Annotated in this window: 13 protein-coding genes; 4 read left to right on the top strand and 9 right to left on the bottom strand. The window is 69.8% G+C overall.

Going from position 1 to position 14,048, the window contains the following annotated elements:
- Nucleotides 1-84: 84 nt before the first annotated feature.
- The 6 genes from AB5J50_RS35930 to AB5J50_RS35905 form a co-directional block, all read right to left on the bottom strand.
- Complete coding sequence (locus AB5J50_RS35930) at nucleotides 85-1,503, bottom strand: NAD(P)/FAD-dependent oxidoreductase (protein WP_369262661.1); 1,419 nt, start codon at nucleotides 1,501-1,503, stop codon at nucleotides 85-87.
- A 29-nt stretch (nucleotides 1,504-1,532) separates the two neighbouring features.
- A complete protein-coding gene (locus AB5J50_RS35925) occupies nucleotides 1,533-2,333 on the bottom strand; it encodes an ABC transporter permease (RefSeq protein WP_330307635.1) in 801 nt (266 codons plus the stop codon).
- Nucleotides 2,334-3,263, bottom strand: coding sequence for an ABC transporter permease (locus tag AB5J50_RS35920; RefSeq protein ID WP_369262659.1), 930 nt, complete (start codon nucleotides 3,261-3,263; stop codon nucleotides 2,334-2,336).
- The gene (locus tag AB5J50_RS35915) at nucleotides 3,263-4,414 is read right to left on the bottom strand and encodes an ABC transporter ATP-binding protein (protein ID WP_327432087.1); all 1,152 of its coding nucleotides are present in this window, start codon (nucleotides 4,412-4,414) and stop codon (nucleotides 3,263-3,265) included. The genes AB5J50_RS35920 and AB5J50_RS35915 overlap by 1 nt, the downstream gene beginning before the upstream one ends.
- A gap of 5 nt (nucleotides 4,415-4,419) precedes the next feature.
- Nucleotides 4,420-5,667: a PotD/PotF family extracellular solute-binding protein gene (locus AB5J50_RS35910; protein ID WP_369262657.1), complete on the bottom strand. Its 1,248-nt coding sequence runs from the start codon at nucleotides 5,665-5,667 to the stop codon at nucleotides 4,420-4,422.
- Nucleotides 5,668-5,741: 74 nt separating this feature from the next.
- Nucleotides 5,742-7,268, bottom strand: a complete 1,527-nt coding sequence (locus AB5J50_RS35905; protein WP_369262655.1) for a gamma-aminobutyraldehyde dehydrogenase — start codon at nucleotides 7,266-7,268, stop codon at nucleotides 5,742-5,744.
- A gap of 178 nt (nucleotides 7,269-7,446) precedes the next feature.
- Here AB5J50_RS35905 and AB5J50_RS35900 point away from each other — a divergent pair, with 178 nt between their 5' ends.
- Nucleotides 7,447-8,028: an NADAR family protein gene (locus AB5J50_RS35900; protein WP_369262653.1), complete on the top strand. Its 582-nt coding sequence runs from the start codon at nucleotides 7,447-7,449 to the stop codon at nucleotides 8,026-8,028.
- A gap of 117 nt (nucleotides 8,029-8,145) precedes the next feature.
- Here the strand turns inward: AB5J50_RS35900 and AB5J50_RS35895 are convergent, their stop codons facing one another.
- On the bottom strand, nucleotides 8,146-8,472 hold the full coding sequence (locus tag AB5J50_RS35895; RefSeq protein WP_369262651.1) for a DUF4190 domain-containing protein: 327 nt from the start codon (nucleotides 8,470-8,472) through the stop codon (nucleotides 8,146-8,148).
- Nucleotides 8,473-9,218: 746 nt separating this feature from the next.
- On the opposite strand from AB5J50_RS35895, the gene AB5J50_RS35890 reads away from it, so the two are divergent.
- Both AB5J50_RS35890 and AB5J50_RS35885 read left to right on the top strand, forming a co-directional pair.
- Complete coding sequence (locus AB5J50_RS35890) at nucleotides 9,219-10,334, top strand: adenosine deaminase (RefSeq protein WP_369265603.1); 1,116 nt, start codon at nucleotides 9,219-9,221, stop codon at nucleotides 10,332-10,334.
- Nucleotides 10,335-10,360: 26 nt separating this feature from the next.
- Nucleotides 10,361-11,044, top strand: coding sequence for a glycerophosphodiester phosphodiesterase (locus AB5J50_RS35885; protein ID WP_327432082.1), 684 nt, complete (start codon nucleotides 10,361-10,363; stop codon nucleotides 11,042-11,044).
- 96 nt (nucleotides 11,045-11,140) lie between these two features.
- Here AB5J50_RS35885 and AB5J50_RS35880 read toward each other — a convergent pair whose 3' ends face one another.
- Nucleotides 11,141-11,782, bottom strand: a complete 642-nt coding sequence (locus tag AB5J50_RS35880; protein ID WP_369262650.1) for an NADPH-dependent F420 reductase — start codon at nucleotides 11,780-11,782, stop codon at nucleotides 11,141-11,143.
- A gap of 69 nt (nucleotides 11,783-11,851) precedes the next feature.
- On the opposite strand from AB5J50_RS35880, the gene AB5J50_RS35875 reads away from it, so the two are divergent.
- On the top strand, nucleotides 11,852-12,208 hold the full coding sequence (locus AB5J50_RS35875; protein ID WP_327432080.1) for a helix-turn-helix domain-containing protein: 357 nt from the start codon (nucleotides 11,852-11,854) through the stop codon (nucleotides 12,206-12,208).
- On the opposite strand, the gene AB5J50_RS35870 is transcribed toward AB5J50_RS35875, so the two are convergent.
- Nucleotides 12,190-13,905, bottom strand: a complete 1,716-nt coding sequence (locus AB5J50_RS35870; protein ID WP_369262649.1) for an RNA polymerase sigma factor — start codon at nucleotides 13,903-13,905, stop codon at nucleotides 12,190-12,192. The genes AB5J50_RS35875 and AB5J50_RS35870 overlap by 19 nt on opposite strands.
- Nucleotides 13,906-14,048: the final 143 nt, after the last annotated feature.

The following is a 14,048-nucleotide window of genomic DNA, read 5'->3' as shown; positions in this document are numbered from 1 at the left end:
AGCCAGGTCACACTGAATGAGCGGGGCGCACGCCTCTGGATCATGTGGATCATGGAACGGCACGCACGCCCCGGTGGGGGCGGCTCAGCTGTCGAAGCCGAGCCCCAGCTTGTCCATCGTCTTCAGCCACAGATTGCGCCGGCCGCCGTGCGAGTCCGCCCGTGCCAGCGACCACTTCGTGAGCGCGATGCCGGTCCAGGCGAAGGGCTCGGGCGGGAACGGCAGCGGCTTCTTGCGGACCATTTCGAGCGACGTGCGCTCCGTGGTCTCCCCTGCCAGCAGGTCCAGCATCACGTCGGCACCGAAGCGCGTCGCGCCCACGCCCAGGCCCGTGTAGCCCGCCGCGTACGCGACCTTGCCCTGGTGGGCCGTGCCGAAGAACGCCGAGAAGCGCGAGCAGGTGTCGATCGCGCCGCCCCAGGCGTGGGTGAAGCGAAGCCCCTCCAGCTGCGGGAAGCAGGTGAAGAAGTGCCCCGCGAGCTTGGCGTACGTCTCCGGGCGGTCGTCGTACTCGGCGCGCATCCGGCCGCCGTACGGGTAGATCGCGTCGTAGCCGCCCCACAGGATCCGGTTGTCGGCGGACAGCCGGAAGTAGTGGAACTGGTTCGCCGAGTCCCCGAGGCCCTGGCGGTTCTTCCAGCCGATGGACGCCAGCTGGTCGGCGCTGAGCGGCTCGGTCATCAGCGCGTAGTCGTAGACCGGGACGGTGTACGAGCGCACGCGCTTGACCAGGTTCGGGAAGATGTTGGTGCCGAGGGCGACCCGGCGGGCCCGGATCGAGCCGTACGGAGTGCGTACGGCCATGCCGGCGCCGTACGGCTTCAACTGGAGCGCGGGCGTGTGCTCGTACACCCGTACCCCGAGCTCCACGCACGCCCGCTTCAGGCCCCAGGCGAGCTTGGCGGGGTGCAGCATGGCGACGCCGCGGCGGTCGTGCAGCCCGGCGAGGAAGGTCGGTGAGTCGACTTGTTCCCGTACCGCGTCGGTGTCCAGGAACTCGACGCCGTCCGCGAGGCCCTCGCGTTCCAGCTCCTGGTGCCACTCGCGCAGTTCGGCCGCCTGGTGCGGCTCGGTGGCCACGTCGATCTCGCCGCTGCGCTCGAAGTCGCAGTCGAGGGAGTAGCGGGCGACCGCCCCCTCGATCTCGTCGAGGTTGCGGGCGCCCAGCTCCTCCAGTTTCTTGATCTCGTCCGGCCAGCGGGTCAGACCGTTGGCCAGACCGTGCGTGAGGGAGGCGGCGCAGAAGCCGCCGTTGCGGCCGGAGGCGGCCCAGCCCACCTCACGGCCTTCGACGAGAACCACGTCACGCCCCGGGTCGCGCTCCTTGGCGATCAGCGCGGTCCACAGTCCGCTGTAGCCGCCGCCGACGACCAGCAGGTCGCAGGTCTCGGCGCCGGTGAGCGCGGGCTCGGGACGGGGTTTGCCGGGGTCGTCCAGCCAGTAGGACACCGGCTGGGCGTCGGAAAGAGACTTTGTCCAACTGCTCATGGCGCTCGGGGCCATGATTTCAACTCCCTACAGGGTTCTTGCGGTTACGCCTTTTGCTTGTTGCGGCGATTGTTGATGACCATGGAGGTCAGGACGAACAGTACGGCGATGAGGAACATGGCCGTGCCGATGACGTTGATCTGAACGGGTGTTCCGCGCTGTGCCGAACCCCAGACGAACATGGGGAAGGTGACGGTCGAGCCCGCGTTGAAATTGGTGATGATGAAATCGTCGAAGGAGAGCGCGAAGGAAAGCAGCGCGCCCGCGGCGATTCCAGGGGCCGCGATGGGCAGGGTGACCCTGAGGAAGGTCTGCGCGGGACCGGCGTACAGGTCCTGGGCCGCCTGCTCCAGGCGCGGGTCCATCGACATCACACGCGCTTTGACGGCGGTGACGACGAAGCTGAGGCAGAACATGATGTGGGCGATCAGGATCGTCCAGAATCCGAGCTGAGCACCCATGTTGAGGAACAGGGTGAGCAGCGAGGCCGCCATGACGACCTCGGGCATCGCCATCGGCAGGAAGATCAGCGAGTTCACCGCACCGCGCGCGCGGAAGCGGTAGCGGACGAGCGCGAAGGCGATCATCGTGCCGAGCACCGTGGCGCCGACCGTCGCCCAGAAGGCGATCTGGAGGCTGATGGACAGCGAGCCGCACATGTCGGCGACGCCGCACGGGTCCTTCCACGCGTCTATGGAGAACTGCTGCCATTCGTAGTTGAAGCGCCCCTTCGGTTTGTTGAAGGAGAACACCGTGACGACGACGTTCGGCAGCAGCAGATATCCGAGAGTCAGCAGTCCCGCGATGACGACGAAATGACGCTTGAACCAGTTGACGAAGGCCATTTAAACCAGATCCTCCGTCCCGGACTTGCGGATGTAGAAGGTGACCATGAAGAGGATCGCGGCCATGAGGATGAACGAGAGAGCCGCAGCCGTCGGATAGTCCAGCACCCGCAGGAACTGCGTCTGGATGACGTTTCCGATCATGCGGGTGTCCGTGGAGCCGAGCAGTTCGGCGTTCACGTAGTCACCGGCGGCCGGGATGAAGGTCAGCAGCGTGCCGGAGACGACACCCGGCATCGACAGCGGGAAGGTGACCTTCCGGAAGGTCGTGAACGGCTTGGCGTACAGGTCGCCCGCCGCCTCGTGGAGCCGCCCGTCGATGCGCTCGAGCGAGGTGTAGAGCGGCAGGATCATGAACGGCAGGAAGTTGTACGTCAGACCGCAGACCACCGCGAGCGGTGTGGCCAGGACGCGGTCGCCGGAGGTCCAGCCGAGCCAGCTGGTGACGTCCAGGACGTGCAGCGAGTTGAGGGCGCCGACGACCGGGCCGCCGTCCGCGAGGATCGTCTTCCAGGCGAGCGTGCGGATCAGGAAGCTGGTGAAGAACGGCGCGATCACCAGGATCATGATCAGGTTGCGCCAGCGGCCCGCGCGGAAGGCGATGAGATACGCCAGCGGGTAGCCCAGCAGCAGGCACAGGATCGTCGCGGCGGCCGCGTAGAACACCGAGCGCACGAACTGCGGCCAGTACTCGGACAGCGCGTCCCAGTAGGTCGCGAAGTGCCAGGTGACCTTGTAGCCGTTCTCCAGGGAGCCCGTCTGGATCGACGTGGAGGCCTGGTAGATCATCGGCAGCGCGAAGAAGACGACCAGCCAGAGAATGCCGGGCAGCAGCAGCCAGTACGGCGTCCAGCGGCCCCGCTTTCGCGACGGCTTCGTCTCCGGCACGTCGGGGGCGAAAGGCGGGGGCGCCTCGGTGAGCGTCGACATCAGGCGGCCTCTTCCTCGACCGACTCGACACCGGCGTCGATGTCCTGGGCGGCGTCCAGACCGAAGGTGTGGGCCGGGTTCCAGTGCAGGACGACGTCGGCGCCGGGCACCAGCCGCGCGTCGCGGTCGATGTTCTGGGCGTAGACCTCGAACTCGGGGCAGACGGGGCTGTCGATGACGTACTGCGTGGAGACGCCGATGAAGCTGGAGTCGGCGATCTTGCCGGTGATGCGGTTGCGGCCGGCCGGGATCTCGCCCGCGTCGTCCGCGTGCGTGAGGGAGATCTTCTCCGGGCGGACGCCGACCAGCACCTTGCCGCCGGTGGTCGTCGGCGCGGAACATCGCGCCGTGGGCAGCAGGAGCTTGCCGCCGCCCGCCTTGAGGGCTATCTCGTCGCCGCTCTTCGCGTCGACCTCGGCCTCGATGAGGTTGGAGGTGCCGAGGAAGTTGGCGACGAACGTGGTGTTCGGGTTCTCGTAGAGGTCGGCGGGCGAGCCGAGCTGTTCGACGCGGCCCGCGTTCATCACGGCGACCGTGTCGGCCATGGTCATGGCCTCCTCCTGGTCGTGCGTGACATGGATGAACGTGATGCCGACCTCGGTCTGGATCCGCTTGAGCTCCAGCTGCATCTGGCGGCGCAGCTTGAGGTCGAGGGCGCCGAGCGGCTCGTCGAGGAGCAGCACCTTGGGGTGGTTGATCAGCGCACGGGCGACCGCGACGCGCTGCTGCTGGCCACCGGAGAGCTGGTGCGGCTTCTTGCGGGCCTGCTCACCGAGCTGTACGAGGTCGAGCATCTCCTCGACCTGCTTCTTCACCGACTTGATGCCCCGCCGGCGCAGACCGAAGGCGACGTTCTCGAAGATGTCGAGGTGCGGGAAGAGGGCGTACGACTGGAAGACGGTGTTCACCGGCCGCTTGTACGGCGGCAGGTGCGTGACCTCCTGGTCGCCGAGGAAGACGGTGCCGCCGGAAGGTTCCTCCAGGCCCGCGATCATGCGCAGGGTGGTGGTCTTGCCGCAGCCGGAGGCGCCGAGCAGGGCGAAGAAGGAGCCCTGCGGGACGGTGAGGTCGAGCGGGTGGACGGCCGTGAACGAGCCGTACGTCTTGCTGATTCCGGAGAGGCGGACGTCGCCGCTGTTGTCTGTGGTCATCTTCGTCACGCCCCTGTGAGCTTCGCGAACTTCGATTCGTAGGCCGTCTCTTCCTTCTCGCTCAGCGAGCGGAAGGCATGGGACTTGGCCTGCATGGCCTTGTCGGGAATGATCAGCGGGTTGTCCGCCGCCGACTTGTCGATCTTCGCCAGCTCTTCCTTCACTCCGTCGACGGGACAGACGTAGTTGATGTAGGCGGCGAGCTCCGCGGCCGGACCGGGCTCGTAGTAGTAGTCCATGAGCCGCTCGGCGTTCGTCTTGTGACGCGCCTTGTTGGGGATCAGCATGTTGTCGGACGAGGTCAGGTAGCCGCTGTCCGGGATGATGAAGTCGACGTCCGGGCTGTCCGCCTTGAGCTGGACGACGTCACCGGCCCAGGCGATGCAGGCCGCGAAGTCGCCCTTGGTGATGTCGGCCGTGTAGTCGTTGCCGGAGAAGCGGCGGATCTGGCCGCTGTCGACGGCCTTCTGCATCCGGGCGATCGCCGCGTCGAAGTCGTCGTCGGTGAACTTCCCCGGGTCCTTGCCCATGTCGAGCAGCGTCATGCCCACGCTGTCGCGCATCTCCGACAGGAAGCCGACACGGCCCTTGAGCTTGGGGTTGTCGAGCAGGTCGGAGAGCGACTTCACCTCGATGCCGTCGAGCGCCTTCTTGTTGTACGCGATGACGGTCGAGATGCCCTGCCACGGGTACGAGTAGGCGCGGCCCGGGTCCCAGTCGGGGGTGCGGAACTGGCCCGACAGGTTGGCGAAGGCGTGCGGCAGGTTGGACGGGTCCAGCTTCTGGGCCCACCCCAGGCGGATCAGCCGGGCGGCCAGCCAGTCGGTGAGGACGATGATGTCGCGGCCGGTGTCCTGGCCCGCGGCGAGCTGCGGCTTTATCTTGCCGAAGAACTCGTTGTTGTCGTTGATGTCCTCGGTGTACTTGACCGAGATGCCGGTCCGCTTGGTGAACGCGTCGAGCGTGGGGTGGTGCTTCCCGCTGTCGTCGACGTCCATGTACTCGGTCCAGTTGGAGAAGTTGATCGTCTTCTCCTTCGCCGAGTGGTCCTCGGCGGAGACGCCGCCCTGGGTCTTGCCGGCCGCGGGGATCCCGCAGCCGCTGAGCGCCCCGAGACCGCCGACGGCGAGCGCGCCGCCCGCGGAGGCACGCAGCAGCGAACGCCGCGTGAGGGAGGCCCTGCCATTCCTGAAACTGCGCTGCATGGCGGCCAGCGTGGCCGGGGACAGGCGTTCGGGCTTGTACTGCTCCATGCTCTGGTGCCCTTTCGGAAGGATCGCGGCCGTGGTCGCGGCCTGGTCTGCCTTTGGCCGTAGCCGAACGTCGGCTAGGGCCGGTCCCCGAAGATCGTGCGGTGCCAGTCCTTCCGGGCCACCGCGGTGTTGTCGAACATGACGTGCTTGACCTGCGTGTACTCCTCGAAGGAGTAGGCGGACATGTCCTTGCCGAAGCCGGACGCCTTGTAGCCGCCGTGCGGCATCTCGCTGATGATCGGGATGTGATCGTTGACCCAGACGCAGCCCGCCTTGATCTCGCGGGTCGCGCGGTTCGCCCGGTAGACGTCACGGCTCCAGGCGGAGGCGGCGAGTCCGTACGGGGTGTCGTTGGCGAGCGCGATGCCCTCGTCGTCGGTGTCGAAGGGGAGCACGACGAGCACCGGGCCGAAGATCTCGGCCTGCACGATCTCACTGTCCTGCCCGGCGTCGGCGACGAGCGTGGGCGCATAGTACGCACCGCTCTTGAGATCACCCTGTGGGGCTTCTCCGCCGGTCACCACGCGCGCGTAGCCGCGGGCCCGGTCGACGAATCCGGCGACACGGTCACGCTGTGCGTGCGAGATCAGCGGGCCGAGGTCGGTGTCCGGCGCGAAGGGATCACCCACGCGGACACTCGCCATCAGGGCGGCGGTCTTCGACACGAACGCTTCGTAGAGAGGCCTCTGCACGTACGCGCGCGTGGCGGCCGTGCAGTCCTGCCCGGTGTTGATGAGTGAACCGGCGACCGCGCCGTTCACGGCGGCGTCCAGGTCCGCGTCGTCGAAGACGAGGAAAGGCGCCTTGCCGCCCAGCTCCAGGTGGAGCCGCTTGACGGTCGAGGTGGCGATCTCGGCGACTCGCTTGCCGACGGCGGTGGACCCGGTGAAGGAGGTCATCGCGACGTCGGGGTGGCCGACGAGGTGCTCGCCGGCTTCCTTGCCCAGACCCGTGACGATATTGATGACCCCGTCCGGGATCCCGGCCTCCGTCGCCGCCTCGGCGAACAGGAGCGAGGTGAGCGGGGTCAGCTCGGCGGGCTTCAGGACGATCGTGTTGCCGGCCGCGATGGCCGGGAGGATCTTCCAGGCAGCCATCTGGAGGGGGTAGTTCCAGGGCGCGATGGAGCCGACGACGCCGATGGGCTCACGGCGTACGTACGAGGTGTGGTCGCCGGAGTACTCGCCCGCGGACTGGCCCTGCAGATGCCGGGCCGCGCCCGCGAAGAAGGCGGTGTTGTCGATGGTGCCCGGCACATCGAACTCGCGCGTCAGCTTGAGGGGCTTGCCGCACTGGAGCGACTCCGCCTGGGCGAACTCCTCGGCGCGGTCGGCGAGCACGGCGGCGAAGCGGTGCAGCGCGTCGGAGCGCTCGCCGGGGGTGGCGCCGGCCCAGCCGGGGAAGGCCGCGCGTGCGGCCGCGACGGCGAGGTCGACGTCCGCGGTGCTCGCGAGCTCGTACGTGTAGACCTCGTCGCCGGTGGCGGGGTTCACGACCGCGTGTGTGCGGCCCGAGGTGCCCTTGGTCAGCCGGCCCGCGATGTACTGCGCGCCGTCCGCGAGACGGTCCTGCGCCTGGAAGCGATGGCCCGGATTGTGCATGTCGCTCTCCTCCGCCGCCCTCCCCGTTGGCGCGGGGGTCGGCGTAGCTCCAGCTCGATTTGAGTGCCGATCCTGACAGAGCAAAGGGACTCCAACAAGTGATTCCGTTGTTGCCTTTTGGTTACGCGACGGAATCTGTCGACCAGGTGTCGAGTCCTCCTGGAAAAGGCGGGACGGAATGTCAGTGGTGCGTGCCACAGTGGCATGCATGGGGAAGATCGATTCTTGGGAAGCGCTGGTCAGCGCGGTCGACTCGGGGACGAGGGTCAAGTACCTGCACTTCTGGGGGCACCGCCCGCGACCGGACGGCCAGGTGAGCGCGAGCTGTCTCAGCCAGTGGTGGCCGTCACCGTTCGTAGTCGACGATGTCGGGTACGCGACGGCGGAGCACTGGATGATGGCGTCGAAGGCACGGCTCTTCGGCGACAAGGAAGCGGAGCGGAGCGCCATCGACGCGCCCAACCCCGCGCTCGCGAAGAAGGCCGGACGGCTGGTCCGCGGGTTCGACGACGCCATATGGGAGCGCGAGCGGTTCGGGATCGTGGTCGAGGGCAGCGTCCACAAATTCGCCGCGCACGCCGATCTGCGGGAGTTCCTGCTGGGCACGGGTGAGAGGGTGCTGGTCGAGGCCAGCCCCCTGGACCGTGTGTGGGGCATCGGGCTCGCGGCGGACGACGAGCGGGCGGCGGACCCCGAGCGGTGGCGGGGGCCAAATCTGCTGGGGTTCGCACTGATGGAGGCGCGGGGGCGGCTCCGCTAGGCGTTCAGGCTCCGCCAGGCGTTCAGGCGAGGGGCGGCTCGCTGTGGCCGCGCTCCCCTCTTATTGGCGCTTCTTACTGGCGCTCCGTCTCACTGCTGCTCCACCAGGAACCAGCGGTTACAGCTGCTCCCCCACAAGGGACGTGGAGAAGCCGTCGCCGTCGCTCGAACCGCCGTTCCCGCTGTCGTCCGGGACCACGATGAGGAAGACCAGCATCCCGATCCCCAGGGCGATACCGACCGCTCCGCAGATGATCCCGGCCAGCGCCTGCCCCGGGTTCGTCGCCTCGCCCCGGCGTGCCTTGCGGCGGCCGATCACGCCGAAGATCACACCGAGGATGCCCAGCACGATCGCGAGCGGCCACAAACAGAACACGACCGCCGCGAGGATGCCGAGCACGAGACCGGCGGTGCCCATGCCATTGCTCGGCGCGGGCGGCAGCACGGGCCAGCCGTAGCCAGGGACGCCTTGGTAGGCCGCCTGCGGCGGGGCGGTGGCGTACTGCGGGTAGCCGTAGCCGTACGGGAGCGCTCCGGGGCCATCGGGGGAAATGGGCGGCGGGGGGACGGGCTCGCCGGGGGCGGCTGGGGGTAGGGGGTGCGGGCCTCGGGCGGCGCGAAGGGGTTGCCCCAGGGCTGCGGTTGCGGCTGCGGGGCGGGGGTGCCGGGCGAGGGCGGTGCGAAGGGGGCGTCGGACGAGGGGGGTGCGAAAGGGTTGTCCCAGGGCTGAGGGCCGGGGGTGCCCGCGCCGGGGACCGCGGTGACCGTGGGCTGGTCGTGCGCGGAGGGAGGCGTGGGCGCGGTGCCCCGGCCGGAGGGGGCCGTTTCCACGGGGGGAGCCCAGGGGTTCGGCTCGGGGCTCCGGTCGGTGGAGGGCTTGTCCAGGGGGACCTTGGACACCGCGTCCCCCGAATCGACACCCGGCGCAGCGCTCCCCGCGGGCACCGCGTCGGCCGGAGCAGCCGGAATCCCCTGGTCCGGCGGAGCCCACGTGGCGGCGTCGCGTGGCGCTTCCGGCGTTCGGGCGTCGTCGGACATGCGCGGGGTCCCCTCTGTCGTACGTTCCGTCATGCTACGGCCGTAGGTGCGTGCCGGAGCGATCTCCGCGGCGTCGAGGGCGGCCGTCGGACCCGCCCTGCCCGCGCCGCGCGGACCGCCGCCTACGATGATCCCTGAGTCACCGATCAGCCGATCACCCGCGTCCCGCCGACCACGGTCCGGGGACGCCGTTCCCGGGGAGGAACCTTGACCGACCAGCACACCGCACGCGAAGACGCCCGCGATCTGCACGCCTTCATCGCCGGACTTCCCAAGGCCGAACTGCACGTGCACCACGTCGGCTCCGCCTCCCCGCGCATCGTGTCCGCCCTGGCCGCCCGGCACCCCGACTCAGCGGTGCCGACCGACCCCGAGGCCCTGGCGGACTACTTCACGTTCACGGACTTCGCCCACTTCATCCAGGTGTATCTGTCCGTCGTCGACCTCATCCGCACACCGGAGGACGTACGGCTGCTGACGTACGAGGTCGCACGGGACATGGCCCGGCAGCAGGTGCGTTACGCCGAGCTGACCATCACCCCGTGGTCCTCCACCCGTCGCGGCATCGACGAGCGCGCCTTCATGGACGCGATCGAGGACGCCCGCAAGGCGGCCGAGGCCGAGCTCGGAGTCGTACTGCGGTGGTGCTTCGACATTCCGGGCGAGGCCGGGCTCGAAGCCGCCGAGGAGACCGTGCGGCTCGCGACCGAGGACCGGCTGCGGCCGGAGGGGCTGGTCTCCTTCGGGCTGGGCGGGCCCGAAATCGGCGTACCGCGGCCGCAGTTCAAGCCGTACTTCGACCGGGCGATCGCGGCCGGACTGCGGTCGGTGCCGCACGCCGGTGAGACGACCGGTCCGGAGACGGTCTGGGACGCGCTGAACGACCTGCGCGCGGAGCGCATCGGGCACGGTACGAGCTCCGCACAGGACCCGAAGCTGCTCGCCCACCTAGCCGAGCACCGCATCGCCCTGGAGGTCTGCCCGACCTCCAACATCGCCACCCGCGCGGTCCGCACCCTCGACGAGCACCCCATAACGGAGTTCGTGCGGGCCGGGGTGCCCGTCACCATCAACTCCGACGACCCGCCGATGTTCGGCACCGACCTCAACAACGAGTACGCGGTCGCCGCCCGGCTCCTCGACCTCGACGAGCAGGGTCTCGCCGCGCTCGCCAAGAACGCGGTCGAGGCGTCGTTCCTCGACGAGGCCGGCAAGGCGAGGCTCGCCGGGGAGATCGACACGTACGCCTCGACCTGGCTCGCGCCCTGACACGTCGCACCACCACAATGGGCGGCATGCGCATCGTGACCGCCGTCGCCCATCGAGGCGCCCCCTATCGTGTCCGCGAGAACACGATCGACTCGCTGCGTTCCGCGCTCCAACTGGGCGCGGACGCGGTCGAGATCGACGTACGACTGACCCGTGACGGCGTGCCCGTTCTCCTGCACGACGAGACGCTGAAGCGCCTGTGGGAACAGGACCGGCCGCTGCGCTCGCTCTCCTCGGACGAGGTGCGCGGGCTCACGGCCGGCGGGGTGCCCACGCTGGTCGAGGCCCTCAAGGAGACCGAGGACAGCCGGATCATGGTCGACCTGCCGGGCGAACCCGACGGCAGGGCCGTACGCCGGATCGTCGACGTCATCCGCGAGTGCGGGGCGGAAGAGCGCGTGTACTACTGCGCGGGCGCCCCGGCCATGCTGGCGGTGCGCGCCGCCGACCCCGCCGCGGAGATCGCGCTGACCTGGACGAGCGTCGCGCCACCGCGGCCGGCGCTGCTCGAAGCCGTACGGCCGCGGTGGCTCAACTACCGCTTCGGGCTGGTCGACCGTGAGCTCGCCGCCCGCGTACACCGCGACGGCTATCTGCTGTCCGTGTGGACCCCGGACACCCGCCGCTCCATGCGGCGCCTCCTGGACATGGGCGTCGACTCGATCACGACGAATCGCATCGACGCGCTGTGCGCCCTGCGCAAGGACTGACTCGGGCGACGGTACGGCGTTCTCGCGTCGCCTGGGCGGAAGGACCATGTGCCGGCCCGGGCAGCGCTCCGAGGAGTGGCCCAGCGGCCGCGGGCGTCAGCGCTCGCCCGCGAACTCCCTCGGCGGGGCGATCGCCTGGGCGTCCGCCCCCTCCCCCACCCACAGGCCGATCAGCAGCGCCGCCGTCGCCTCCAGCAGTCCCGCCCTGGCCAGCTCCCCCGCGTTGAGGGGCTCGCAGCCCAGGTCGCGCACGAGTCGCCGTACGACGTCGAGCGCGTCCTCGTCGTCGCCGCACAGCGGGACCGCGAGCGGGCGGCCGTCGAAGACCGGTGGGGTCAGCCGCCAGACGTCCTCGTGGCAGAGGTTGAAGGCCTTGACCACCTGCGCGTCGGGGGCGGCGGCCGCGAGCCGTTCGGCCGCGGAGCTGCCTCCCGCCGTCTCCAGGACGAAACCCGGGCCCACCGGATTGACGCAGTCGATCAGCACCCGGTCGCGCAGGGCGCCCTTGAGCCCCGCTACGACCTCGGCAACGGCCGCGTACGGCAGCGCGATCAGCACCGCGTCGACGCCGAACTCGGCCGCCGCCCGCAGATCGCCGCCGCGTCCGCCGAACCGCCCGGCGAGCCCGGCCGCGCGTTCCATGTTCCGCCCGCCCACGCGGACTTCGTGACCCGCGCGCGCCCATCGTGTGCCGAGCGCGTCCGCCATGCTCCCCGTACCGAGAATCCCGATCCTCATCAGCCTCGTATCCCTTCTGTCGCCGGATCCAGCACGACAGTAGGAATCCGCTCGGGCACCATTCGGTACGTGACGACCGAAGACTTCCTCGCCGACTGCCGGGCCCGGCTCGCCTTCGATCTGCTGGCCAACACCTGGAACTCCGTTGTGCTGTGGGCCCTGCGGCACGGCCCGGTGCGCCACGGTGAGCTGCGCGAGCGCATCGGCGGCATCAGCCAGAAGGTGCTGACCGAGACGTTGCGGCGGCTGGAGTTCAACGGGCTCGTGCTGCGGCGCGCGTACGGTGGTTCGCCACCTCGGGTCGAGTACGAACTCACCGGGCTCGGGCGGTCGTTGCTCGACCCCATCGGCGCCTTCGGTGCCTGGGCCTTCGAGCACGGCGACGAGGTCATGGCCGCGCAGGAGCGCTACACGCGGGAGCGTTGAGCGACCGTCGCCGGGTCGGTGGGCGTGGAGCGGGTCAGGTACTGCGGTACCGGGGCCGTGTCCTCGCCGTTGTCGCGGACCAGGCCGTAGCGGATGGCGCCCTGGGCGGGACCCGTACGGATGTCCTCGGTCACCTTGTCCCATGCCGAGGTCGAGACGAAGAGGTTGTAGTCGGCGCCGCGCTCGTTCTGGTGAAGGGTGACGGTGCCGTCGATCCAGAAGTACTCGTCCTGCCACATCTGCTGGGTGCCGGACGGCAGGACGGACATACCGGTGGCCGGTCCGCCCATCCAGGTCGTGCCGTCCGTCGAGCCGGGCTGAACGTCGTCCATGCGGTGACCGCCGCCTGAGGCGACATGGAAGAGCTTGCCGCGCAGACCGGTCCAGGTCGGCATCACGACGCTGCCGGGGCGCTCACCGGGCAGGATCTGCCAGAGGATCCGGAAGTAGCCCTGGCCGGTGAGGGTGACCGTCTCGCCGCGGTGGGTCATACCCGTGGCGGGCGCACCCGTCGCGGTGATGCCCTTCTCGGCACGCCGGGGCAAGGCGGCGGGAAGCGCGGTCGCGGCGGGCACGCTGTCGACGGCGTCGACGACCGTGCCGTACGGCTGCGTCGTCGCCTTCGGCTTCTTCGCCTCCTTCTTCGTCTTCGTCGGCGAGGGGCTCGGGGTCGCCGACGGCGTCAGAGTCGGCGGACGGGCCGTACTCGCCGCCGTGGGCGCGACGGCTGCCCGCGCGGGCGGTCTGTCCGGAGGCCGCGTCACGACGTAGGCGCCGCCGGCCACGATCGTCGCGCCGGCCGTCACCGCCACGGCGGGCTTGGTGAGCGCGCTGATCACCTTGGCGGACCATCCGACGCCGGTCGCGGCCGCCGCCGTCTTGCCGCCCAGGGCCAGCGAGAGCGTGAAGCCGACCGGCACCGGGACGAGCGCGATCCCGACGAGGAGCCGTTCGGCCGGTACGACCGCCTCGCGCGCCCCTGAGCAGGAGGCGCAGCCCCTGATGTGGCGGGCCAGGCGTTTGCGCCACACCGAGTCGGGGCGCCCGGACCAGCGGGCGGTCACCTCGGGCAGGTCCGGGCAGGACGAGTCGAGCGCCCGGACGATGCCGCGCGCGGTCTCCAGGCGTTCCTTCATGCGCTGGACGCGGACGGCGGCGTGCTGCCGGCTGATGCCGACGGCCGCCGCCAGTTCGCGCCGGGTGAGCTCGCCGGCGACCTCCAGCCACCACAGCGACAGCAGTTGGCGGTCCTCGTCGTCGAGCCAGCGCACCGCCTCCGCGACCTCGCGCCGCTGCCCTTCCAACTGGAGCCGCAGTACCGTCAGTTCGGCGAAATCGGCGGCCTGTTCGCCCGCGCCGTCGTCGAGCGTCTCGGAGGTCCGGCGGCGCGCCCGGTCACGTATCTGCCGCATCGCGATGGCGACCAGCCAGGACCGGAAGCTGTCCGGATCGCGCAGCGAGCCGAGGTTGTCGACGGCGCGCAGCATGGTCTCCTGCACGACGTCGTCGACGTCCGCGTGGCCGTTCAGGGCGCGGCCGACGATGTTGTAGACGAGGGGCAGCCAGCCCGCGACCAGCTCGTCGAGGGCGCGCCGGTCGCCGGCCTGTGCGGCCGCGATGGTGGAGCGCCACTCCCGCCCGTCCACGTACGTCCTCTCCATGGTCACTTCGCCCTCGGAACGTACCTTCTCCGCCATCTCCGTGGCGCACGGGGCCGTATCGCAGGACGGTTCACCTTCGGAGACGGCGGGGACCGCTCGGCGATAACAGTTTTTCGCGGCCCCCTAGGGGCGACCCTTGCGCCGATGCCGGGGACGGCGCCCTCCCCAGTGACGATCCC

It is taken from the genome of Streptomyces sp. R35, from assembly GCF_041053035.1.
GTDB classification, from domain to species: Bacteria; Actinomycetota; Actinomycetes; order Streptomycetales; family Streptomycetaceae; genus Streptomyces; species Streptomyces lutosisoli.
The sequence above is the reverse complement of the archived record's forward strand: the minus strand, read 5'-3'. Positions and strand labels throughout refer to the sequence as shown.

Excerpts from the sequence above, each read along its gene's own strand:
- AB5J50_RS35900 (WP_369262653.1), top strand. The coding sequence starts at position 7,447 with ATGTCAGTGGTGCGTGCCACAGTGGCATGCATGGGGAAGATCGATTCT.
- AB5J50_RS35920 (WP_369262659.1), bottom strand. The coding sequence starts at position 3,263 with ATGTCGACGCTCACCGAGGCGCCCCCGCCTTTCGCCCCCGACGTGCCG.
- AB5J50_RS35915 (WP_327432087.1), bottom strand. The coding sequence starts at position 4,414 with ATGACCACAGACAACAGCGGCGACGTCCGCCTCTCCGGAATCAGCAAG.
- AB5J50_RS35870 (WP_369262649.1), bottom strand. The coding sequence starts at position 13,905 with ATGGCGGAGAAGGTACGTTCCGAGGGCGAAGTGACCATGGAGAGGACG.
- AB5J50_RS35925 (WP_330307635.1), bottom strand. The coding sequence starts at position 2,333 with ATGGCCTTCGTCAACTGGTTCAAGCGTCATTTCGTCGTCATCGCGGGA.
- AB5J50_RS35930 (WP_369262661.1), bottom strand. The coding sequence starts at position 1,503 with ATGGCCCCGAGCGCCATGAGCAGTTGGACAAAGTCTCTTTCCGACGCC.
- AB5J50_RS35910 (WP_369262657.1), bottom strand. The coding sequence starts at position 5,667 with ATGGAGCAGTACAAGCCCGAACGCCTGTCCCCGGCCACGCTGGCCGCC.
- AB5J50_RS35905 (WP_369262655.1), bottom strand. The coding sequence starts at position 7,268 with ATGCACAATCCGGGCCATCGCTTCCAGGCGCAGGACCGTCTCGCGGAC.
- AB5J50_RS35880 (WP_369262650.1), bottom strand. The coding sequence starts at position 11,782 with ATGAGGATCGGGATTCTCGGTACGGGGAGCATGGCGGACGCGCTCGGC.
- AB5J50_RS35885 (WP_327432082.1), top strand. The coding sequence starts at position 10,361 with ATGCGCATCGTGACCGCCGTCGCCCATCGAGGCGCCCCCTATCGTGTC.